Raw genomic sequence first — 21344 nt, forward strand, 5'->3', positions numbered from 1 at the left:
TTTCTGATTATACTCTGGACAGGTATTCACCTGTACGTGTATCAATCTTGATTTTATCACCCTGATCAACAAATAATGGAACATAAACCACTGCACCAGTTTCAACCGTAGCTGGCTTAGTAGCACCCTGGGCTGTATCGCCTTTGAATCCCGGCTCTGTATCTGTGATAACCAGTTCCACGAATAACGGAGGCTCTACGGAGTACACCTTACCATTATAAGAGCATACCTTAACCGTCTCATTCTCTTTCACAAACTTTAACGCATCACCGATTACATCCGGTGCTAATGCTACCTGCTCATAGGTATTTGTATCCATAAAGTTATGAAGATCGCCATCGGCATACAGATACTGCATGTCCAATCTGTCGATTCTTGCCTGTGGGAACTTCTCTGTCGGGCGGAATGTGCGCTCTACGACGCCACCGTTTACCACATCTTTAATCTTAGTCCTTACGAACGCAGCGCCCTTTCCAGGCTTTACATGCTGGAACTCCATAATCTGATATACAGTACCCTCGATCTCCAATGTGATACCGTTTCTAAAATCACCCGCTGATATCATAAATGATATTCCTCCTTGAATTTCTCTTCTTAACCTTTTATATTCTATACTATAATAAATACATTTTCAACCGTTTTTTACAAATATCTCCCTTTTCTTTGGATCAGAGTGCTTATTTTCCTGTTAAAAAATCCATTGCCAGGGCATATCCCTTAAGTCCAAGGCCAACCACCTGTCCGGTACAAACCGGTGCTGTCACCGAGGTATGGCGGAATTCTTCTCTCTTGTGGACATTGGATATGTGAACCTCCACTTTTGGTATCTCTACGGAACCCAGAGCATCTCTTACCGCATAGCTGTAATGGGTAAAGGCTCCGGGGTTGATGATGATACCCTCCGTGCCATTATGATATGCCTCCTGGATCTTATCGATGATCCCACCTTCATAATTGCTCTGATAGATCTCCAGTTCATGACCTTCCTGCCGGGCTTTTTCTTCCAGCATGGAAACCAGTGCATGATAATCCTCTGTTCCGTATATTCCTTTTTCACGGATCCCTAAAAAATTCAGATTCGGCCCGTTTAATACAAGAATTTTCATATCTGCTTACCGCCTTTCCAATTTCCTGTACGTTTGGGATCAGCCGGCTTGTCCGGACCGTTTCATCCGTATTATAACCGGTTAAACCATCTTTTACCCACCGGTAATCTTCCTGCCATTGATGGTACTATCGTTGTTTTTTCTTATCCCTGTGGTAAAAATACAGCACTACCGCTTCCAAAAGTCTTTTTAATACGATTTGAATTTCTTCTTTTGGATGAATTGGTTTTACAAGGATGCTGTAGATCCCGGCTCTTTTCGCCCCATACACATCGGTAAAAAGCTGGTCTCCAACAAATACCGTCTGTTTTACATCCGTTCCCATTAAATCCATAGCTTTCCGGTATCCTTTAATCCCCGGCTTGTTTCCTTTAAATATATAGCGGGGACTGCCCGCAGACCTGGCAAAGGCAGCCACTCTCGGCTCCTTATTATTGGAAAGAAGGCAGGTTTCCATCCCAAGGTCATGTAAACGCAAAAACAGCTTCCTTACCCTTTCATCTGCAGGCGCATCATGAGGTACCAGAGTATTGTCAATATCAAAAACCACACCTCTGATCCCTCTTTTATATAAATCCTCATAGGGTATGTCATACGCAGAAGCCGCATCTTCATCCGGATAAAATATTTTAAACATAGATCTCCTACTTTTTTAATAATTTTCCTATTTCTTCCATAAATGTATTTACGTCTTTGAATTCCCGGTATACGGAAGCAAAACGGACATAAGCCACCTCATCTACATCCTGCAGCTTTCTCATAACAAGCTCTCCGATCACCGTACTTTCCACTTCCTTTTCTTCCCGGTTGAACACCTGAGTTTCTATCTCATCTACCATGGAGTCAATCTGCTGGGATGAGACAGGACGCTTATGGCAGGAATGAAGAATACCTGATTCTATTTTTGAACGGTCATATACCTCTCTGGAATTATCCTTTTTAATCACCATGAGAGGCATGGTCTCCAGTTTCTCATAGGTTGTAAACCGCTTCCCGCATTTCTCACACTGTCTGCGGCGTCTGATGGAGCTATTGTCGTCTGCCGGCCTGGAATCAATGACCTTTGTATCTGCTTCATTACAAAATGGACATTTCACGTTTCTGGTCCTCCTGTCTACGGACTGTAATTTTATTGGCATAATTTACTTCATGAAAGCTAAGGCCACGGAGTTGTATTCAGTAAATCAGCCGTTCGACGAGCCAAAGGCCAATCGAATTTCCTAGTATATATCATAACTTACAATCCTAAGATCCGCAAGCCCCTCATCCCTATATCCCGCATCTTTCCGTTGCTTTTTCCAAATCCACATTTACAAGGATGATATCCGGACCCACCTGTCTGATATCGCAGAAGGGGATCACATACTCCTTCTCTCTGACTAAAAATCCGCAAAAGCATCCTGGTCCCGGCACAATGATGGCGATAAGACAGCCTGTTTCCATGTCAAAATCCACATCGCCTACATAGCCAAGGCGTCTGCAGTCACAGATATTAATCACTTCTTTTTGTCTAAGATCACAAATGCGCATAGATATACACCTCCTTAGTGTAGTCTATGCGCATACCTTCTGCATGACACGGTTCTACCACTGATTTTCCCGGTTCCACGCTGACTGGGAAAACGCTTCCTCATCTCCTATAAGGGAGTTATGGGGAAACCGATCCTTAAGATCCAGATAATACTCTGTCATGGTAGCGTAAATATAAGGAAGTATCCAGAGAAAACCGATCCCCAGGGAACAGTATCCAAGAATTATAATTCCCAAAAAGCTTAATAAAATATAAAAGAGTCCGCCCTTATTTCCCTTCATCATTTCTGCACTTTTCTTTAGACATTTCCATAGTCTCTGATCCGGAGATTCGATAAGGATGAACATGGACTGGGATAAACACAGCATTGTAACAGTACTTCCAATGAGCAGGAGCAGATACGTAAGCACCAGTAATACCACCATGACCGGTATAAAGTCAGTAACGACTGCAACAATGAGTACCACGAAATACGGGACAGCCCATATAAATCCAATCAGAATATTTATAAAATAAAGCCCTAAAAATTTATGAGGCTTATTCTGAAAAGCAAAGAAAAGATCCGACAGGCCGGCTGAATTGCCAGTACTCATATTCAGATATATCTTAAGGATTCCCGGCATTAACAGACCGTATACGGAAAGGATCACCAGAAAGGATAAATAAATCCCTCCCCTTAGCGCTACATAACCCGGTGATATGGTAAGTGAGCCTTCAAAAAAAGGATTTTGAACCAGTCCCAGGGAATACGAAGTTAAAACATACACCAGGGAAGCAGCCAGAAGAACGGCACATGCCAGGAACTGGACGCCAATGCACAGACCGTATCTGCCTTTTAAGCTTCGTCTTGCCCGCCTTTTAAGTTCTGAAGATGAAGTTTTCATGAAAACACACCTCCTATTCCCAAATCACTCATTGCAGCAATACCCACATATACGATTACCACCAATACGACCAGCACCATGGCAATGGCTGAAGTAATAAGACCTGCCTTCGCATAGCCTTCCAACCTGTCTTCTGTCCTGGACAGCAGGGCAAACAAGATCCCAAGGCTTCCAAAGATCAATCCTCCGCAACAGCAGCAGGAGGTTATAATGCCAAGAATCCCCATGACCAGAGATGCAAGGGCCATGTTGCTTTGGGCCGTTTTTTCAGGCTGCACGTAAACCACGCTCTGATCCTGATCCCTTGTTTCCTGCCAGGATCCTTCTTGATTATCCTGATCCATTATTACCATCTCCCTTTATCTCTTACTATTAATTATCAGAAATCAATTTTTGACTTCTGATAAATTATACAATATTTTCCATTGCCTGTAAAATTAAGATTTTCTTTCGCAGACTTTTGATACAAAAAAGCCGCTGCGGAAGCAGCATAAATCTGCCTCCCCAACAGCTTCTCTTTCCATTGGAACCATTCCCTCTTTAGAAAGAAGGAACAACTGCTCCATCGTAGGTATCTTCAATAAACTTTTTAATAGTATCGCTTGTCAAAGCTTCTACAAGAGCTTTTGACTTTTCACTGCTTTCCTCTCCTGCACGAACGGCAACGATGTTGCTGTAAAGGGTGGCTGCTATGGACTTGGCATCTTCTACAGCCAGTGCATCGGATACCTTTAAGCCTGCTTCAATGGCATAATTTCCATTGATAACTGCCACATCCACATCGCTTAAGGACCGGGGAAGCTGAGCCGCCTCCACTTCAACGATCTTAAAATTCTTGTCATTCTTTACAATGTCATTCTTGGTAGCATTCAGTTCAACACCTTCTTTAAGGCCGATCAGCCCCTTGTCAGCCAGTAAAAGAAGAGCTCTTGCTTCGTTGGAAACGTCATTGGGAACTGCGATCTGGGCTCCTTCGGCAAGCTTATCAAGAGCATCTGTCTTTCCTGCATAAATACCAAAAGGCTCGTAATGAATGGCTGCTGCACTTACAAGATCAGTCCCCTTTTCCTCATTGAACTGGTCCAGGTAAGGCTTGTGCTGAAAATAGTTGGCATCCAGGTCTCCGGATTCAAGAGCCAGGTTTGGCTGTACATAATCCGTATATTCCTTTACCACCAGCTCATATCCCTTTTCTTTCAGAAGATCCTTTGCAGCGTTTAAAATCTCTGCATGAGGAGCCGGAGTAGCTCCCACAACGATCTTTTCCAGATCACCGGTAACTTCCTTGCTCTCTGCTGCCGATGTCTCTTCTGCTTTAGCTGCCTCTGTTGCTGCAGCCTGTGTTGTCTCAGCCGCCGTAGTTCCAGGCGCTTCCTTGCTTCCTGCGCATGCGGTCAACGCTCCTGCGGCAATCAGTGCTGCCGTAAGTACATAAAGTGATTTTTTCATAATTGTTCCTCCTTAAAATTTTTTATGGTAACGCCTTAGGCTGTTACTATTTAATTCTCTTATCACTCACTCTGGAAAGCTTCATTCCCGCTTCCTGGATGACCTGGACAATGATTACAAGAATTGCCACTGTTATAAACATCATTTCCGTCTGATAGCGGTAATATCCATATTTAATTGCAATATCTCCAAGTCCGCCTCCGCCTACAAAGCCTGCCATTGCAGAGTAGGCCAAAATAGTAGTGATGGATAGAGCCGCACCTACCAAGAGGGAAGGTTTTGCTTCCGGAAGAAGAACCTTCCATATAATCTGAAAGGTGGAGGACCCCATGGATTTTGCCGCCTCGATCACTCCTGGATCCACTTCCTTAAAGGAGGCTTCCACGACTCTGGCCACATAGGGGGCTGAGGCTATTACCAACGGCGGGATTACGGCTTTTGCTCCCAGGGTAGTGCCTACAATGGCCCTTGTAATAGGAATCACCATAATAAGTAAAATTATAAACGGAACAGACCGGAGCAGGTTTATAATCAGCCCCAGGATCCGTTGAAGCCAGGGAATGGGATAGATTCCGTCTTTATCCATAACCACCAGAATAATGCCTAAAGGAATTCCAATAAGATATGCAAAAAAGGAGGAGGAAAATGTCATGAACAAACTTTCCCATATACCAGTTTTCAGCATCTGTAAAACTGTTGCATCAAAGATCATGATCCTTCACCTCCTCATGAGTAATTCCCGCTGTTTTTAAATAATTAAGGATCCTGTTCTGATCTACTTCGTCTTCCGGAAGCTGTATGACCATCTGTCCCATAGCAGTTCCGCTAATATCCCGTGTCTCGGCGTGCATAATGTTCACCGGCACTTTACAGGCTAATATCATGTTTGCAAGAACCGGTTCAAAGGAAGAACGTCCGTCAAAGGAGATCCGGACCCTTCTGGAGCCGCCGAACCGGATGACCTGTTCTGCTGCTTCCCCTAATATCAGCTGTCTGCCGATATTTGACTTTGGTTCCGAGAAAATTGCTCTTACACTTCCCACTTCTGCAATGTGGCTTTGGTCAATAATGGCCACCCTGTCGCAAATAGCTTCTATTACCGTCATCTCATGGGTGATGACGACTACGGTAACTCCCATGGAACGGTTAATGTCCTTTAAAAGGCCGAGAATGGATTTAGTGGTGTTTGGATCCAAAGCACTTGTGGCTTCATCGCAAAGCAGAACCTTTGGATTCGTTGCAAGGGCTCTTGCAATGGCGACCCTTTGCTTCTGTCCGCCTGATAACTGGGCCGGATATGCCTTTGCCCTTTCCTTAAGGCCTACGATTTCCAAAAGCTCCATAGCTCTTTTCATTCCTTCTTTTTTGGAAACCCCTGCAATTTCCAAAGGAAAGCACACATTTTGTAGTACATTCCTCTGGGCCAGCAGGTTGAACTGCTGAAAGATCATACCCATGGACTGTCTGGCCAGCCTCTTCTCCCTGGGCCGCATGGATGCCAGACTTTTATTCTCAAAAAGCACATCTCCCGAGGTAGGTATTTCCAGATAATTGATACAGCGGACCAATGTACTTTTTCCTGCTCCGCTCAAACCGATAATTCCAAATATCTCCCCCTGTTCAATGGACAGGTTAATATCATCTAGGGCCTTTATGGGACCGTTTGCGGTACGGAACTCTTTTCCTAGTCCTACCAGCTGGATAATAGGTTCTGCTGACTGCATATGTCTATTTCCTTTCCTTTCTTTTCATTATATATCTCCTGAAGACTCAGGCGGATTAGGTATACCCGCAGGATATTCATAAAGATACAAAAAGGCCGCAAGCCCTGCACAGACTTGCGACCTAAAATTTCCGCGTTTTGCTGCTTTCAGCGAATTCCAATCACAATCCATACAAATGAAACGATTATCGTAATTTTATGCACTCTGATACACGACACATCATCATACACATGCCGTTCATCTGATCCATATTCATCTGCATGGTTTTTAACTGGTTCATGGCAGCTACTCCTTCCACTGATTCCTATAGGCAAACTAGGAATTACTTTATGAGCCGTATTTTACGCCCTCTTCCTGTTTTTGTCAATACTTAATTTAAAAATCAAAAACAAAGTCTTAAAATTTTATGAACAAAGATCCACGATGACCTGGGCAAAAATCTTGGCACTTACCACCAGTTCATCAATGACCGCGTACTCATCGGCTCCATGCATGCGGTTATCCGTCCCCGGCATGGAAGCACCAAAGGCAACGCCGTTCTTTAAGGAATGAACATAAGTGCCTCCGCCCATGGACACGCATTCTCCCTTGAGGCCTGTATAGCTTTCATAGACATTCAGCAGGGTTTTCACAAATTCTGAATTGCCATCCACATGATGAGGAGGCTTCATGGAATCATTGTGAAGGGTGAAGCCTTTTTCCGCCATGTTCCTTTTTACTACTTCCAGAACGTTTTCTTCTGTGGCGCAGACCGGACACCGGCTGTCAAAGGTTCCTTCCAGACAGGATGACCTGACCTGTAATAGGCTGAATGCCAAAGTCAGACTGCCGGAAAGCTCATCCTCCATGGCAATTCCCAACGCTTTACCTGAGGTATCCCCATGGGGGATCAGCTCCAGAAGGCGGCGGATCATGGTCATCTGCTCACATTCTGCCAGGGGAAGCTTCGTTAAGTAATAAAGGAGTCCTGTCAGAGCATTGTTTCCTTCCTCAGGAAGGGAAGCATGGGCACTCTCGCCGATGGCCGTAATGGTGGCGATGTCTTCCTCCAGTTCCAGTTCAAAACGGATCCCCGTTCTTTCTTCACACTGTGACGCAGTGAGTTCAAGGGATTTTGCATCAATTCCCTCAACTACCGCAATGGCTTTTCCAGGCACCACATTCACCTTGGTCCCTGCGTCTAAGCTCACCAGCTTGGGGAGTGCTTGAGAGGAAGCCCATTCAGCGGTGAAATGGCCGTTTAAGCCTCCTTTTTCCGTGTTTACCACCGGAAAGGAACCATCAGGCGAAAAGGTCATGGGGGATTCCTTCTCTATAGCATAATAATGAGCAATATCGGAGCTTCCGCATTCTTCGTCTGTTCCTAAGATCAGCCGGACGTTTTTCTTAAGGGGAATATTCAGCTCTTTTACTGCTCTCATAGCGTAAAGTGCTGCAACCGCCGGGCCCTTATCATCTGCGGTCCCCCTGCCAAACAGCTTATCACCTTTCACGACAGGTTCAAAGGGATTTGTCTCCTTCCAGCCTTCTCCTGCCGGAACCACATCAAGGTGGGCCAGGATATCAAGCTGGCGCTCTTTCTCGTTTAAATCTGCCGTTCCCACATAATTATCGTAATTGGTAATGGAAAAGCCATAGGATTCCGCCATAGCCAGGGCCTCCGTCAAGGCCTCAAAGGCTCCTGGTCCGTAGGGCATCCCCTCCTTATAGGACATTTTTTCACTGTTGATGCGGCACAGCGTACAGATATCATGGATCATTTCCTGCTTATGCGACTCAATATATTCTTCTATTTCCTTCCTATACATGGTCCACACCCCTTTTCTTACTTCATCATCGATGCAAGTGCTTCATTTACCGCCTTGCCGTCGGCTTTTCCTTTTACCCTGGGCATCAGGACCTTCATGATTCTTCCCTTATCCGCTCCGGTGGGAGCTTCAATTCCAAGTTCCTCAAGAACAGACCGGATGATCTCCTTGATCTGATCCTCTCCCATATCTTCCGGAGCAAACTCTTTATAAACAGCAATGCGAAACGCTGCTTCCTGCCTGATATCGGTTCGGTCCTCAGGGGCCAGGTCATGAGTCTCCTGAGTCTGCCTTATTTCTTTCTTTACAACCGCATTGGCCTCATCCTCTGTAATGGGAGTATGGTCCTTCTTGTCAATCTCAAAATTCTTAAGGGAGGAAAGAAGCATGGATAACGCATCCTTCCTCTGCTTGTCCTTTGCCTTCATGGCCTCCACCATGGCGGCCCTTACTTCATCAATTCTGCTCATTGTCTGTCTGCCTCCTTATATATTATTCTTTCATTCACTCTTCCTGGCTTTCCGGCACCTGTACGGTACCAGCGGTGAGCATGATATGCAGGCATATTCGCTTACCGAATACCGCTTCTTCTAATGAAAAACGCTTAAGGCGTTTTTCCTAGTTATGGCCGAATTCAGAAAGCTTCAATCCCGGATTTCGCTCTAATACCATGCCTACGCTCCAGTTGTTGACAAATAAAAGAAGGGGATTATCCTTTAAATCCTTGATTCGTTTCATATCAGATGTGCCCTGGATCTTAGCCACGTCAACTTCATCTTTGTTCTCAATCCAGCGGATATATTCGTATGGCAGCTTTTCAAGTCTTACTTCCACATTGTATTCATTTTCCAGACGGTAGGTCAATACCTCAAACTGAAGTTCTCCTACAACCCCTACAATGATCTCTTCCATTCCGGTATTAAACTCCTGAAAGATCTGTATGGCGCCTTCCTGTGCAATCTGATTCACACCCTTGATAAACTGCTTTCTTTTCATGGTATCCATCTGCCGCACTCGTGCAAAATGCTCCGGTGCAAAGGTAGGAATTCCTTCATATTCGAATTTCTCTCCGGATTTGCAAAGGGTATCCCCAATGGAAAAGATGCCAGGATCAAAGACGCCGATAATATCTCCTGCATAAGCCTCTTCCACGATCTTCCTATCCTGAGCCATAAGCTGCTGCGGCTGGGACAGGCGCAGTTTTTTGCCGCCTTGGACATGGTTTACCTCCATGCCTGCGTCAAACTTGCCGGACACTATCCGCATGAATGCAATACGGTCCCGGTGGGCCTTATTCATGTTGGCCTGTATCTTAAATACAAAAGCAGAAAACTCCTCTTCAAAGGGATCTACAACACCTGTAGTAGTCAGCCTTGGAAGAGGGGAAGTGGTCATCTTCAGGAAATGCTGCAAAAATGTCTCCACTCCGAAATTAGTAAGAGCAGAACCGAAAAATACAGGAGACAAGTCTCCCCTGCTCACCCGGTCCATATCCAGCTCATCGCTGGCCCCGTCAAGAAGTTCAATGTCATCCATAAGCTGCCGGTGAAAGCTTTCTCCGATCAGGGCATCTACCTGGGTATCACCCAGCTGGACTTCCGTTGCTTCTACTTCCTTCTGACCGTTCATGGCGGCCCGGAATGTGGTTATGGTTTCTTTAAAGCGGTCATAAACCCCTTTAAATTCTCTTCCGCAGCCTATGGGCCAATTCACCGGACATGTCCTGATCCCAAGCACTTCCTCAATTTCATCCATCAGTTCAAAAGGATCTCTTGCTTCACGGTCCATTTTATTTACAAATGTAAAAATAGGGATATGGCGCATCACGCAGACTTTAAACAGCTTTATGGTCTGAGCCTCCACACCTTTGGAACCGTCAATGACCATGACAGCGGAATCGGCCGCCATGAGAGTACGGTAGGTATCCTCTGAGAAATCCTGGTGGCCTGGAGTGTCCAGGATGTTGATACAGAATCCGTCGTAATTAAACTGCAGAACTGAGGAGGTGACGGAAATACCTCTCTCTTTTTCAATCTCCATCCAGTCAGAAACAGCATGCTTGGCGCCCTTTCTTCCTTTTACTGTTCCTGCCAGGTTAATGGCTCCTCCATAAAGCAGAAATTTCTCAGTCAGCGTGGTCTTTCCCGCATCCGGGTGGGAAATAATGGCAAATGTTCTTCTCTTTTTAATTTCTTCCGCTATATTCACAAAAATAGTTCCTCCAAAATTTACGTCTCAACTTATCTATTGTATTATGATTCCAATCATAAGTCAAGATTCACTCTTCCATATCAAAAATTCGATATCCAGGTCTTTGCAAGTGAAATCCAGCTCTGACAGGAAGGTTCAAGAAAAGCCTCATTGGAGCCTGCAGTTTCCTCGTTGGCCAGGGACAGGCCGTGTACACCCGCAGGATAAACATGGAGTTCAAAATTCACGTGATGTTTTCTCATAGCATCTGCCAGGAGCAGGCTGTTTTCAAGGGGGACGGAAGCATCGGTATACGTATGCCACAGAAAGGTTTTTGGCATATGTTCCGTTACAAACCGCTCCAGGGATACTGCCTCTATATCCTCCTTTGTTGCCTCCTGTCCTAAAAGACTTAAAACAGAACCTGCATGCTTAAATTCTCCGCTTGTAATCACCGGATAATTTAAGATCAGTCCATCGGGCCTTACTTCCTCGGGGGCTCGTTTTATGGCCTTCCAAACAAGATCCCTGTTCCAGAAAACCCCCAGGCTGCAGGCCAGATGCCCTGCAGCAGAGAAGCCGCAGGCAATGATCCTATTCGTGTCCACCTTCCATTCTGCCCCGTGCTCTCTGATCACAGCTACCGCTTCCGCAAGTTCTCTTAAGGAGGTCGGGAAGCGGTTGGGATCCACACTGTAATCCAGTACAAATCCATGACATCCCATAGACATGAACTGTAAGGCGACCGGCTCACTTTCCCGGTCCGACCTGCGGATGTATCCCCCTCCCGGAAGGACGATTACCGCCGGACGAAGCTTATCCGGATTTACGCTTATGCTGTCTAATAAATAACCGGTCAGACATGCAGGACCGGTCACCTGACCTGGTACCATGATCTGCCTTTTCTCAATTCTCATAATGTCCTACTCCTTCTTTCCCTCATTCCAACCGGAAAATATCTCATCCAGAATCCGGTGGGCAAGCTTCTCCTTTGTCATGGTTTCCAGGGATATTTCCTTATCCCTGGTAATGATGGTAGCTACATTGGTTTCGGTTCCAAAACCGGCTCCCTCCACCTTCAAGTTGTTGGCAACGATCATATCCACATTCTTTTTTTCAAGCTTTGCCCTCGAATTTTCCAGCATGTTCTGAGTTTCCATTGAAAAACCGCAAAGAAACTGCCCTTTTTTCCTGTGATCTCCCAGCCACTTAAGGATATCGGATGTACGATCCAGTTCTATAACCATTTCTCCGTCTTTTTTCTTTGTTTTTTCCGTATTCACAAATTTAGGACGATAATCTGCTACAGCCGCCGCCTTAATGATGGCATCCTGAGCTTCCCCTATAGCCGTAACCTCATCAAACATCTCCTTTGCGCTGTCAATCTCTACGAGGTGCACAAATCTGGGCTTTGGGATATTGGTTTTCCCGCTCACCAAGGTCACATCCGCTCCCCTGAGGGAAGCAGCCTTTGCAATCGCATACCCCATTTTCCCGGTAGAATGGTTGGTGATAAACCGGACCGGATCAATGGCTTCCCTGGTGGGACCGGCTGTAACCAGAATTTTCTTACCTGTCAGATCCTTTTCATAACTAACCTCTTTTTCAATGTAATCAAAAAGCACATCCGGCTCCGGCATCTTTCCCGCTCCGGTATCTCCGCAGGCCAGATACCCGAAGTCAGGCCCTATGACTTCCATGCCATAGTTCCGGCAAATCTTCAAATTATCCTGGACAATGGGATTTTCATACATATTGGTATTCATGGCAGGTGAAATGATTTTTTTGCATCTGCATGCAAGTACAGTGGTCGTCAGCATATCATCAGCGATCCCGTGAGCCAGTTTTGCTATCACATTGGCGCTGGCCGGCGCGATCATCACCACATCAGCAAGCTTAGCCAGGGATACGTGCTCTACGCTGTACTGGAAATTGCGGTCAAAGGTATCTACCAGGCATTTATTGCCCGTCAATGTTTCAAATGTAATGGGGTTGATGAAGTTCGTGGCGTTCCGGGTCATGATGACGTGTACCTTGCAGCCTCTTTTTACCAGCATACTGGCAAGTCCGGCTATTTTATAGGCTGCGATGCTTCCTGTTACTCCCAATATAATATTTTTTTCTTTCAGCATAAGTGCCTCCCATCCGATCTGCCAAAGGCCAATCGAACTTCCTTGTTTTTCAAATTAAAATATGATACTCTACAGTATAGCACAAGAAAAAAAAGTTGGAAAGGAGTTCCCTTTATGATTTTGGCCATTGATATGGGAAACAGCAATATTGTTATCGGCGGCATTGACAATACCGGTATCTACTTTGTAGAGCGAGTCACCACAAATCACGGAAAAACGGAGCTGGAATATGCGGTAAATATAAAAGATATTATGGAAATTCATGGCCTGCCTCTCTCTTCCATAGAAGGTGCGATCCTGTCTTCCGTCGTTCCTCCTCTTACGGATGTGGTCCTGAGTGCTGTTAAAAAAATAACAGGAAAAACACCAATGCTTGTAGGTTCCGGAATGAAGACCGGACTTAACATTAAAATGGACAATCCCAAAACCGTGGGCAGCGATCTGATTGTTAATGCAATCGCCGCTTTAAAGGAATATCCTGCTCCCATCATTGTAATTGATATGGGAACAGCCACTACCATGTCCGTCATTGACCATGAGGGCAACTATACCGGCGGTATTATTTTTCCCGGGCTCAGAGTGTCTCTGGATTCCTTAAGCAGCCGGGCCGCGCAGCTTCCTTATATCGGATTAAACAAACCAACCAGGGTGATCGGCAAAAATACCATTGACTGTATGAAAAACGGCATCCTGTTCGGCAATGCCGCTATGATCGACGGTCTTATTGACCGGATGGAAGCAGAACTTGGGGCTTCTGCGTGCCTTGTAGCCACCGGCGGCCTGGCCTCCTCCGTGGTTCCCCTGTGTTATCATAAAATTTATTATGACGACGCTCTCCTATTAAAGGGATTGCTGATTCTGTATGAAAAAAATAAGCAGGATTAATAATGACCTAAAAACTGGAAATTAAATTTGATTCGGCTGTCGTATAAAAGCCCTCGTTTGAGTACATCATTCCTTTATGATAGTCAAATACCCCGCAGGAAACTGCAATGGATTTGACACTTGCAGCATTGACCGTTACAGGAGATAGAAACCACTCCTGCATACGGCTCATTGCCTGTATAAATAAAGAATGATGCGGAGGGAAAGATATGTCTGGATACAAAGTAGAGATTTGCGGTGTCAATACTTCCAAACTGCCTCTTCTGAGCAACGAGGAAAAGGAAGTTCTGTTCAAACGGATTCTTAACGGGGATAAAAAGGCCAGAGAAGATTACATCAAGGGAAACCTAAGATTGGTTCTCAGTGTGATACAGCGATTTTCCGGCAGTAATGAAAACGTAGATGACTTATTTCAGATTGGATGCATTGGTTTAATCAAAGCTATTGACAATTTTGATATTACTCAGAACGTTCGTTTCTCCACCTATGCGGTGCCCATGATCCTGGGCGAAGTTCGGCGTTATCTTAGGGATAATAATTCCATCCGTGTCAGCCGGTCCCTGCGCGATACCGCTTATAAAGCAATTTACGCCAAAGAAAATCTGATGAAAAAGAACTTAAAAGAACCTACCCTTATGGAAATCGCCGAGGAAATCGGGGTCAGTAAAGAGGATATTACCTATGCTCTGGATGCCATACAAAGCCCGGTCAGTCTTTATGAGCCGGTTTACTCCGATGGCGGTGATCCTCTTTTTGTCATGGACCAGATCAGTGACAAAAAGAACCTGGAGGAAAACTGGGTGGAGGATATCTCCTTAAACGAAGCCATGAGACGCCTCCCCGAAAGGGAACGGCATATCATTGACATGCGCTTTTTCGAAGGAAAAACTCAGACCGAAGTGGCGGAAGAAATCCATATCAGCCAGGCACAGGTAAGCCGCCTGGAGAAAAATGCATTAAAGACCATGAAGAATTACCTTTCTTAAACATTATTTCCTGGCACATTTCATTGAACGAAGGAAAGCCCCCCTAGTTTGAACTCCGTAAATCAGCCATAGGATGAGCCAAAAGCAAATTGGACTTTCCAAAAAACACAAGCCCACCTTTCCAGTCAGGAAGGCAGGCTTTTACATATTCTAAAGAGTTTTCTCCATTCCAAATATCCTACACGGAATTCCTCCGGGAATTTAACAATCCCCTGATTTGTTAAGGGATGCTTAACAGCGTCTCATAAGTATTAATATCCGGTAACATCCTTTGGAATGGCAAATTCCACAGCGCCCATGTAACCCGGGGCTACTTCATATTCATCAAATGCAATCACGATCTCACCTTTTTCATTAAAATAAAAGCTTTCATCTCCGGTGATCCGGTCAAATCCATCCAAAGAATCCTCTCCGGTCTTATAAAAGTACATTTTGGAATCATCTGCTGCCATCTGCTCTGCCATCTGCTTTTTAATGTTATCACTGATAGCGGTAATATAGTCCGGCTTATTCTTCATTAAATCTTTTAATGACACTACATTTCCGGTTTCCTTGTCAATGGTGAAAATCTTCACAGACTCCGCCCCGCTGGCCATAATAACGGTTGTATTGATCCGCAGGGAAAGGTATCGGTCGTTATCTGTCACAACATCATAACTGGATGTTACGGAATAATGGCCGTCGCCTGCCAGATCTTCCCCAACCTGTTTTTCATATTCCGAGATCAGCTCACCGGCATATTCCTCAATGGAACGGTTAACCTTGTCATTGTCTTTTTCATTGATAGAAACCTTGGGTATCTCAATTTTGGCTTCATAATTGTTCTTGGCATCCGCAAAGGTACGAAAGGTAACTACCTTGGCGATAGCCCCAAGGACCGGGATGTCTTCCATGGCGTTTGCGGTAACCGGGCTTGCATTTGCCATAATGATAATCGCTGCCATTGCTGCAGCCCCTGTTATTGCGGTTCGTTTTGACATTTTCATCATCTGAATTCTCCTCTGATCCTTTTTTGCTTTCTCAATTCCTGCCATGATTCCTGTCCGGGCTGATTCCGGTACAGGGATATGATTGTATTCCTCTTTCATCTTCAACAGTTTATCCTTGTCACTGTTCTCCATAATAACTGCTCCTTTCCTTCCTAAGTAGCTTCCGGTTCCAGTACAATCTTCAGTTTCTTAAGGGCCCGGTAAAGCCTGGCCTTAACGGTGCTTACATTCATTTCCAGAATCTCAGCGATTTCTTCCAGCTTCCATTCCTCGATATATTTTAATATCACAATGGTCCGGTCCTTCTCTTCCAGGGAACTTAAAAGCTCTAAATAATCATCCTCTTTATAGTGATCTTCCTGGGGAATCTCTACCTCATCAAGGCTCACTCTGTCCGTTTTCTGCTTTCTTAAATAATCGATGGATGCATTTATGACGATCCGGTAAATCCAGGTGGACAGATAGTTTTCTTGTCTCAGCTTCCTGCACTCCTTAATTACGCGGTAGGCACTTTCCTGAACGATATCCAGGGCATCCTGTTCATTTTTTACATAGCTGTACGCAAGCCGGTAATACGACTCATAATTTTTCAAGAGGATCCGCTCCGCCTCTGCCTCAATCTTTTGTTTCATTTTTTCCTCCTCTCTGGGGTTCTATCTATTAGACGTATTATAACTCAATAAAAGTTGCATGTTTACAAAAAAAGAAAAGACTCTCATGAGCCTTTCCTTTTTTCAGCTAAAATATCATTCAAACCGTACGATTTCTTTTTTCAGTCTCTTCATGATTTTCTTTTCCAGTCTGGAGATATAGGACTGGGAAATGCCCAATAAATCCGCCACTTCCTTCTGGGTCATTTCCTCTCCTTCCTCATCTGTTAATCCAAACCGAAGCTCCACAATCTTCCGCTCCCTAGGGCTTAAGCGGCTGATAGCGGTATTCAGCAGGTTTCGTTCCACCTCGGTTTCTAAATCTTTATAAATCACATCCTCCTCAGTTCCAAGAATATCTGATAAAAGGAGCTCGTTGCCATCCCAATCCACATTCAAAGGTTCATCAATGGAAACCTCCATTTTTGTCTTATTGTTCCGGCGCAGATACATGAGTATTTCGTTTTCAATGCAGCGGGAGGCATAGGTAGCCAGCTTGATGTTTTTGTTGGGATTAAAGGTATTAATGGCCTTAATGAGCCCTATGGTTCCTATGGAAATCAAATCCTCCACCCCAACACTGGTGTTATCAAACTTCTTCGCTATGTAGACCACAAGCCGGAGATTATGTTCAATCAACTCGGATTTAGCCCTCTGGTCGTCATCACTTCCAAGAAGGGCAATGATCTGCGCCTCTTTTTCATTATCCAGAGGCGGAGGAAGGATATCTGCTCCTCCTATGTAATGGATCTCTCCCTGGTTTGGCATCATCAGCGTTTTAAATGTTGGAATTGCCTTAAATTGAAAACGGTTTGGTACGGACACTTTTATAATCATGCGATACTCTCTCCTTTACATCATTCACTCACTCTTCATGCAGCAGCATCTGATACTCTCCTTTTTCGGATAATGCCTTTTTGCATACAGCCACCAGAGGCCGCTCAATCACCTTCACTTCATCCCCTTGACGTACCTCCATCTCATCTAAAAAGATTCCAGGCAGAACGCCGTCACTTTTCCCGACACTTCCAAAGGGAATATAGACGACCTCCGATACACTTTCGCATATCTCCCGGACAGCCTCATAGGTCACAACATGAACGGCACGGCGGCTCACCGGCTCATACAGCCTGTTTCCCGTATCAAGAAGTGCCGTTACTACCTTTTTTTTCCCTCTGTAATGCATGGTAACTTCATAAAAATTGCTCTTTCCCTTTAGCATGGCGGAAATCTGCCGCAGAAAGCAGCGGATTCCAAAGTAAGTACCCGCTGCCAAAAAAATCAACCGGTAAAAGGGTATGGCCTTCTGACCATTTCCTCTAAGAATCTGTTCTATATAATAGCCGGCCTTCGTATGCTGATATAGGGCATCCATAATTCCTGCTACCGTAACCGCGGACAGATAAAGAACCCCTACTGCTTTCCCGATTTCCTTTGGTCTTTTTACGTCGAAAGCCGTCACCACCATCAGGGTGCTTACCGCTAAATAGGTAAATACCATTTCAAGCCACAGGGGTAAAAATGGAAAAGCGGCAGCAAATACAGCCCACGCTGCCCCCAAAATAGCCCCAAGAATCATTCTCCACCATATAAGGCGGTACTTCATCCCCCGTCTCACAATGGATAAGACCAGAAAATCCATGGCAAAATTAGTTAAGAACAACACATCAATGTACAGGTTTATTTCCGTCGCCGCTTTCACCTCCTGCCCTGTACGAACATTATAGCCAGTAAGCCATTCAGAATTTGTCAAAACCATGGGGATGATTCCAATTTTTTATCGCCTTTTTCCATCCTGACACGGCATATGCCGACAGATTCCTACAGACCACACGTTCCCCTTTCGTCCTTCCTGTCCCTGTTCCTGACAAATGGACAAAATATAAAAATGAGGTATCCTCCCACACTGCGCAAGAAAAAACAGCCGGACACAGCATTTTCTGCCATGTTCGACTGTTTTTCACATTCTATTCCGGATTGTCGATTTACAAGACCAGGATTTATGAAAGCTGGGAAAGCCTATCTTTCACCTGTTCCATCATCTGAGCATATTTCTCAAGCTTTGCTTTTTCCTCTTCGATCTTTGCCGCCGGAGCCTTGCTAACGAACTTTTCGTTGCTAAGCATCCCTTGGACACGGGACAATTCCTTGCTTAAACGCTCTTCTTCTTTCTTTAACCGCTCAATTTCTTTTTCAATATCCACCAGCTCTGCAAAAGGCATGTAAATAACTGCCTGATGGATCACTGCGGATACCGCATCGTCTGCTATGCCGCTTTTATCCTTCTGCAGATATACTTCTCCGGCATAACCCAGTGTGGCAAAGAACACCTTGCTGTGTTCAAAAATATCAAGAATCTCCTGATTTTCAGAAACAACATATACCTTTGCCTTTCTGCTTGGCGGAACGTTCATGGAAGTGCGTACGTTCCGGATCCCTCTTACGGCTTCCTTAATGGTTTCCACCGCATGTTCCTCTGTTTCAAAGCTCCAATCCTCCCGGTATTCCGGCCAGCTGGAAATCATAATGGACTCTTCCTCCTCCTGGAGATTGCAGAAGATTTCCTCCGTAAGGAAGGGCATATAAGGATGGAGAAGCTTTAAGGAGTTGATCAACACGGTTTTTAAGGTCCAGATGGCTGCCGCCTTTGTTTTATCCTCATCGTCCCACAGCCTTGGCTTTACCATCTCAATATACCAATCGCAGAATTCCTCCCAGATAAAGTCATAAACCTTCTGAAGGGCAATTCCCAGCTCATATTTATCCAGGTTTTCTGTCACATCCTTTGCAAGGGTGTTCGCCTTTGACAGGATCCATTTGTCCGCAATGGTAAGTTCTTTAAGTTCTGCCTTGGCATCCGGTGCCTTTTCAATATTCATCATAATGAAACGGGATGCATTCCAAACTTTATTGGCAAAGTTTCTGCTTGCCTCTACGCGCTCCCAGTAAAAACGCATGTCATTGCCAGGTGCATTACCGGTGATCAGAGTCATTCGCAGGGCATCGGCACCGTACTTTTCGATAACCTCCAGAGGATCGATTCCATTTCCCAGGGATTTGCTCATCTTGCGGCCTTCCGAATCCCTTACCAGGCCGTGGATCAGCACCGTATGAAAAGGAAGCTTTCCGGTCTGCTCGATTCCGGAAAATACCATGCGGATAACCCAGAAGAAAATTATATCGTAGCCTGTAACCAGCACATCAGTTGGGTAGAAGTACTCTAAATCCTCTGTTTTTTCTGGCCAGCCTAAGGTGGAGAAAGGCCAGAGAGCAGAGGAAAACCAGGTATCAAGGGTATCCTCATCCTGAGTCAGATGGGTTCCTCCGCATTTGGGACATACTGTGGGAACTTCTTTTGATACGATGATCTCTCCGCACTGGTCACAATAATATGCCGGGATCCGATGTCCCCACCAAAGTTGCCTGGAAATACACCAGTCACGGATATTTTCCAGCCAGTGAAGATAGATCTTATCAAACCTCTCGGGAACGAATTTCAGCTTTTCTGTTTTTAACGCTTCAATTGCCGGCTTAGCCATCTCCTCCATCTTGACAAACCACTGCTGTTTTACCATAGGCTCTACGGTGGTCTTACACCGGTCATGGGTCCCTACTGCATGGGTATGGGGAGCCACCTTCACCAAAAGCCCCAGTTCCTCAAGATCCTTAACCATTGCCTTTCTGGCTTCATACCGCTCCATGCCGTGATACTTGCTGCCTGGAAGGTTAATGGTCGCATCGTCATTCATGATGTTGATTTCTGGAAGGCGGTGTCTCTTTCCTACCTCAAAGTCATTGGGGTCGTGGGCTGGTGTGATCTTTACGCAGCCGGTTCCGAACTCTTTATCCACATAGGCATCTGCAACAACCGGTATTTCCCGGTCTGTAAGGGGAAGCTTCAGCATCTTGCCAACCAGGTCCTGGTACCGCTCATCTTCCGGATTGACTGCCACAGCAGTATCTCCAAGAAGAGTTTCCGGTCTGGTGGTGGCTATCTCCACAAACCTCCCCTCTTCTCCGGCAATGGGATACTTGATGTGCCAGAAGAAACCATTCTGGTCCTCATGCTCCACTTCTGCATCTGAAATAGAAGTCTGGCATACAGGACACCAGTTTACAATACGGGAGCCCTTGTAAATATAGCCCTTTTCGTATAAACGGATGAAAACCTCCTGTACGGCTTCAGAGCAGCCTTCATCCATGGTAAAACGCTCCCTGTCCCAGTCAGCAGAGGAGCCCATCTTATGAAGCTGGTTGATGATCCTTCCGCCGTATTCTTTTCTCCAGTCCCAGCATTTTTCCAGGAATCCGTCCCTGCCCAGTTCCTCTTTGTCTATCCCCTGTTTCTTTAAACTCTCTATCACCTTGACTTCCGTAGCAATGGCCGCATGGTCCGTACCCGGCTGCCAAAGAGCCTCATAGCCCTGCATCCTCTTATAGCGGATCAGTATATCCTGCATGGTGTTATCCAGAGCGTGGCCCATGTGAAGCTGTCCCGTAATATTGGGCGGCGGCATTACAATGGTAAAGGGCTTTTTATCCTTATTGGGCTGTGCACGAAAATACTTCTTATCCAGCCATTTCTCATAAAGTTTTCCTTCAATTCCCGCCGGATTATAGGTTTTTTCCAATTCTTTCATGATTATCTCCTTCCTACTGACCGCCCCATATTGCCCAGGGCGTATATCTTTCTTCTGATGGTGGCAGTGAAACAAAGACGCTTGCGCCGGGCTCTTTTTGATTCATGAGACGTAACTTCTTACGAAAAAAAAGCCCTCTGCATCTCCAGGATGCAAAGGGCGAATCAACGCGGTACCACCTTTATTCATATGGCAGAACAGCCATACCTCATGCAGCCTGTAACGCAGCCAAGCGTGAAAGCCTACTGAATCTGGATCTTAAAATTTCAGCCTTCCGGTTCTGAAGCTACCTTCCGCATATACTTCCTTAACCGTCTTTCAGCCGGTGGACGGTTTTCTCTTTCAGGGTTATAAGCGTACTCCTCTTCTT

General features: G+C 45.3%; 22 protein-coding genes and 1 other annotated feature (1 of these 23 only partly in view). Of the genes, 2 read left to right on the top strand and 20 right to left on the bottom strand.

The annotated features are described in order from the left end of the window. Positions 1–7: 7 nt before the first annotated feature. The 15 genes from efp to coaBC form a co-directional block, all read right to left on the bottom strand. Entirely contained in the window at positions 8–565 is a 558-nt protein-coding gene (gene efp, locus CLOSA_RS11770; RefSeq protein ID WP_013272990.1) for an elongation factor P, read from the bottom strand. Positions 566–677: 112 nt separating this feature from the next. Continuing rightward, entirely contained in the window at positions 678–1106 is a 429-nt protein-coding gene (aroQ, locus tag CLOSA_RS11775) for a type II 3-dehydroquinate dehydratase (protein ID WP_013272991.1), read from the bottom strand. Between the two features lie 127 nt (positions 1107–1233). After that, a complete protein-coding gene (locus CLOSA_RS11780; RefSeq protein WP_013272992.1) occupies positions 1234–1743 on the bottom strand; it encodes a YqeG family HAD IIIA-type phosphatase in 510 nt (169 codons plus the stop codon). A gap of 7 nt (positions 1744–1750) precedes the next feature. Then, positions 1751–2203: a transcriptional regulator NrdR gene (nrdR, locus tag CLOSA_RS11785; RefSeq protein WP_013272993.1), complete on the bottom strand. Its 453-nt coding sequence runs from the start codon at positions 2201–2203 to the stop codon at positions 1751–1753. Positions 2204–2375: 172 nt separating this feature from the next. Beyond that, a complete protein-coding gene (locus CLOSA_RS11790; RefSeq protein WP_013272994.1) occupies positions 2376–2636 on the bottom strand; it encodes a PRC-barrel domain-containing protein in 261 nt (86 codons plus the stop codon). A 54-nt stretch (positions 2637–2690) separates the two neighbouring features. After that, complete coding sequence (locus CLOSA_RS11795) at positions 2691–3521, bottom strand: DUF975 family protein (RefSeq protein WP_013272995.1); 831 nt, start codon at positions 3519–3521, stop codon at positions 2691–2693. Beyond that, positions 3518–3865 (bottom strand): DUF4190 domain-containing protein, encoded by a 348-nt coding sequence (locus CLOSA_RS11800; protein ID WP_013272996.1) that lies wholly within the window; start codon positions 3863–3865, stop codon positions 3518–3520. Before CLOSA_RS11800 ends, CLOSA_RS11795 begins: the two co-directional genes overlap by 4 nt. 196 nt (positions 3866–4061) lie before the next feature. After that, a complete protein-coding gene (locus tag CLOSA_RS11805) occupies positions 4062–4970 on the bottom strand; it encodes a MetQ/NlpA family ABC transporter substrate-binding protein (RefSeq protein ID WP_013272997.1) in 909 nt (302 codons plus the stop codon). A 46-nt stretch (positions 4971–5016) separates the two neighbouring features. Then, complete coding sequence (locus CLOSA_RS11810; RefSeq protein WP_013272998.1) at positions 5017–5682, bottom strand: methionine ABC transporter permease; 666 nt, start codon at positions 5680–5682, stop codon at positions 5017–5019. Then, complete coding sequence (locus CLOSA_RS11815) at positions 5672–6694, bottom strand: methionine ABC transporter ATP-binding protein (protein WP_013272999.1); 1023 nt, start codon at positions 6692–6694, stop codon at positions 5672–5674. The genes CLOSA_RS11810 and CLOSA_RS11815 overlap by 11 nt, the downstream gene beginning before the upstream one ends. 404 nt (positions 6695–7098) lie before the next feature. Beyond that, positions 7099–8502 (bottom strand): dipeptidase PepV, encoded by a 1404-nt coding sequence (pepV, locus tag CLOSA_RS11820; protein WP_013273000.1) that lies wholly within the window; start codon positions 8500–8502, stop codon positions 7099–7101. Between the two features lie 17 nt (positions 8503–8519). Next, the gene (locus CLOSA_RS11825; RefSeq protein WP_013273001.1) at positions 8520–8972 is read right to left on the bottom strand and encodes a GatB/YqeY domain-containing protein; all 453 of its coding nucleotides are present in this window, start codon (positions 8970–8972) and stop codon (positions 8520–8522) included. 148 nt (positions 8973–9120) lie between these two features. Further along, entirely contained in the window at positions 9121–10710 is a 1590-nt protein-coding gene (locus CLOSA_RS11830) for a peptide chain release factor 3 (protein ID WP_013273002.1), read from the bottom strand. Positions 10711–10793: 83 nt separating this feature from the next. Further along, positions 10794–11609 carry an alpha/beta hydrolase gene (locus tag CLOSA_RS11835; protein WP_013273003.1) on the bottom strand — a complete coding sequence of 272 codons (816 nt, stop codon included), beginning with the start codon at positions 11607–11609 and terminating at the stop codon, positions 10794–10796. A 6-nt stretch (positions 11610–11615) separates the two neighbouring features. Then, positions 11616–12824 carry a bifunctional phosphopantothenoylcysteine decarboxylase/phosphopantothenate--cysteine ligase CoaBC gene (coaBC, locus tag CLOSA_RS11840; RefSeq protein WP_013273004.1) on the bottom strand — a complete coding sequence of 403 codons (1209 nt, stop codon included), beginning with the start codon at positions 12822–12824 and terminating at the stop codon, positions 11616–11618. 114 nt (positions 12825–12938) lie between these two features. Between coaBC and CLOSA_RS11845 the strand changes: the two genes are divergently transcribed. Beyond that, a complete protein-coding gene (locus CLOSA_RS11845) occupies positions 12939–13709 on the top strand; it encodes a type III pantothenate kinase (protein ID WP_013273005.1) in 771 nt (256 codons plus the stop codon). 209 nt (positions 13710–13918) lie between these two features. Then, positions 13919–14695: an RNA polymerase sporulation sigma factor SigG gene (sigG, locus tag CLOSA_RS11850; RefSeq protein WP_013273006.1), complete on the top strand. Its 777-nt coding sequence runs from the start codon at positions 13919–13921 to the stop codon at positions 14693–14695. Between the two features lie 251 nt (positions 14696–14946). On the opposite strand, the gene CLOSA_RS11855 is transcribed toward sigG, so the two are convergent. The 5 genes from CLOSA_RS11855 to CLOSA_RS11875 form a co-directional block, all read right to left on the bottom strand. Next, a complete protein-coding gene (locus CLOSA_RS11855; RefSeq protein WP_013273007.1) occupies positions 14947–15816 on the bottom strand; it encodes a DUF3298 and DUF4163 domain-containing protein in 870 nt (289 codons plus the stop codon). 20 nt (positions 15817–15836) lie between these two features. Beyond that, the gene (locus CLOSA_RS11860) at positions 15837–16316 is read right to left on the bottom strand and encodes an RNA polymerase sigma factor (protein ID WP_013273008.1); all 480 of its coding nucleotides are present in this window, start codon (positions 16314–16316) and stop codon (positions 15837–15839) included. Between the two features lie 114 nt (positions 16317–16430). Further along, positions 16431–17171, bottom strand: a complete 741-nt coding sequence (gene sigE / locus CLOSA_RS11865) for an RNA polymerase sporulation sigma factor SigE (protein ID WP_013273009.1) — start codon at positions 17169–17171, stop codon at positions 16431–16433. A 28-nt stretch (positions 17172–17199) separates the two neighbouring features. Further along, entirely contained in the window at positions 17200–18093 is an 894-nt protein-coding gene (locus CLOSA_RS11870; protein WP_013273010.1) for a sigma-E processing peptidase SpoIIGA, read from the bottom strand. A gap of 241 nt (positions 18094–18334) precedes the next feature. Then, on the bottom strand, positions 18335–20974 hold the full coding sequence (locus CLOSA_RS11875) for a valine--tRNA ligase (protein ID WP_013273011.1): 2640 nt from the start codon (positions 20972–20974) through the stop codon (positions 18335–18337). 152 nt (positions 20975–21126) lie between these two features. Beyond that, positions 21127–21344: a binding site (T-box leader), on the bottom strand; it runs 12 nt beyond the window's last position.

Source organism: [Clostridium] saccharolyticum WM1 (genome assembly GCF_000144625.1).
GTDB classification, from domain to species: Bacteria; Bacillota; Clostridia; order Lachnospirales; family Lachnospiraceae; genus Lacrimispora; species Lacrimispora saccharolytica.

Bases quoted from the DNA above. Each gene is read 5' to 3' on its own strand.
- CLOSA_RS11795 (WP_013272995.1), bottom strand. From the start codon at position 3,521: ATGAAAACTTCATCTTCAGAACTTAAAAGGCGGGCAAGACGAAGCTTA.
- CLOSA_RS11790 (WP_013272994.1), bottom strand. From the start codon at position 2,636: ATGCGCATTTGTGATCTTAGACAAAAAGAAGTGATTAATATCTGTGAC.
- CLOSA_RS11810 (WP_013272998.1), bottom strand. From the start codon at position 5,682: ATGATCTTTGATGCAACAGTTTTACAGATGCTGAAAACTGGTATATGG.
- efp (WP_013272990.1), bottom strand. From the start codon at position 565: ATGATATCAGCGGGTGATTTTAGAAACGGTATCACATTGGAGATCGAG.
- CLOSA_RS11805 (WP_013272997.1), bottom strand. From the start codon at position 4,970: ATGAAAAAATCACTTTATGTACTTACGGCAGCACTGATTGCCGCAGGA.
- sigG (WP_013273006.1), top strand. From the start codon at position 13,919: ATGTCTGGATACAAAGTAGAGATTTGCGGTGTCAATACTTCCAAACTG.
- CLOSA_RS11825 (WP_013273001.1), bottom strand. From the start codon at position 8,972: ATGAGCAGAATTGATGAAGTAAGGGCCGCCATGGTGGAGGCCATGAAG.
- CLOSA_RS11860 (WP_013273008.1), bottom strand. From the start codon at position 16,316: ATGAAACAAAAGATTGAGGCAGAGGCGGAGCGGATCCTCTTGAAAAAT.
- CLOSA_RS11780 (WP_013272992.1), bottom strand. From the start codon at position 1,743: ATGTTTAAAATATTTTATCCGGATGAAGATGCGGCTTCTGCGTATGAC.
- pepV (WP_013273000.1), bottom strand. From the start codon at position 8,502: ATGTATAGGAAGGAAATAGAAGAATATATTGAGTCGCATAAGCAGGAA.
- CLOSA_RS11835 (WP_013273003.1), bottom strand. From the start codon at position 11,609: ATGAGAATTGAGAAAAGGCAGATCATGGTACCAGGTCAGGTGACCGGT.
- coaBC (WP_013273004.1), bottom strand. From the start codon at position 12,824: ATGCTGAAAGAAAAAAATATTATATTGGGAGTAACAGGAAGCATCGCA.
- CLOSA_RS11855 (WP_013273007.1), bottom strand. From the start codon at position 15,816: ATGGAGAACAGTGACAAGGATAAACTGTTGAAGATGAAAGAGGAATAC.
- aroQ (WP_013272991.1), bottom strand. From the start codon at position 1,106: ATGAAAATTCTTGTATTAAACGGGCCGAATCTGAATTTTTTAGGGATC.
- CLOSA_RS11800 (WP_013272996.1), bottom strand. From the start codon at position 3,865: ATGGATCAGGATAATCAAGAAGGATCCTGGCAGGAAACAAGGGATCAG.
- CLOSA_RS11870 (WP_013273010.1), bottom strand. From the start codon at position 18,093: ATGGTTTTGACAAATTCTGAATGGCTTACTGGCTATAATGTTCGTACA.
- CLOSA_RS11815 (WP_013272999.1), bottom strand. From the start codon at position 6,694: ATGCAGTCAGCAGAACCTATTATCCAGCTGGTAGGACTAGGAAAAGAG.
- sigE (WP_013273009.1), bottom strand. From the start codon at position 17,171: ATGATTATAAAAGTGTCCGTACCAAACCGTTTTCAATTTAAGGCAATT.
- CLOSA_RS11875 (WP_013273011.1), bottom strand. From the start codon at position 20,974: ATGAAAGAATTGGAAAAAACCTATAATCCGGCGGGAATTGAAGGAAAA.
- CLOSA_RS11845 (WP_013273005.1), top strand. From the start codon at position 12,939: ATGATTTTGGCCATTGATATGGGAAACAGCAATATTGTTATCGGCGGC.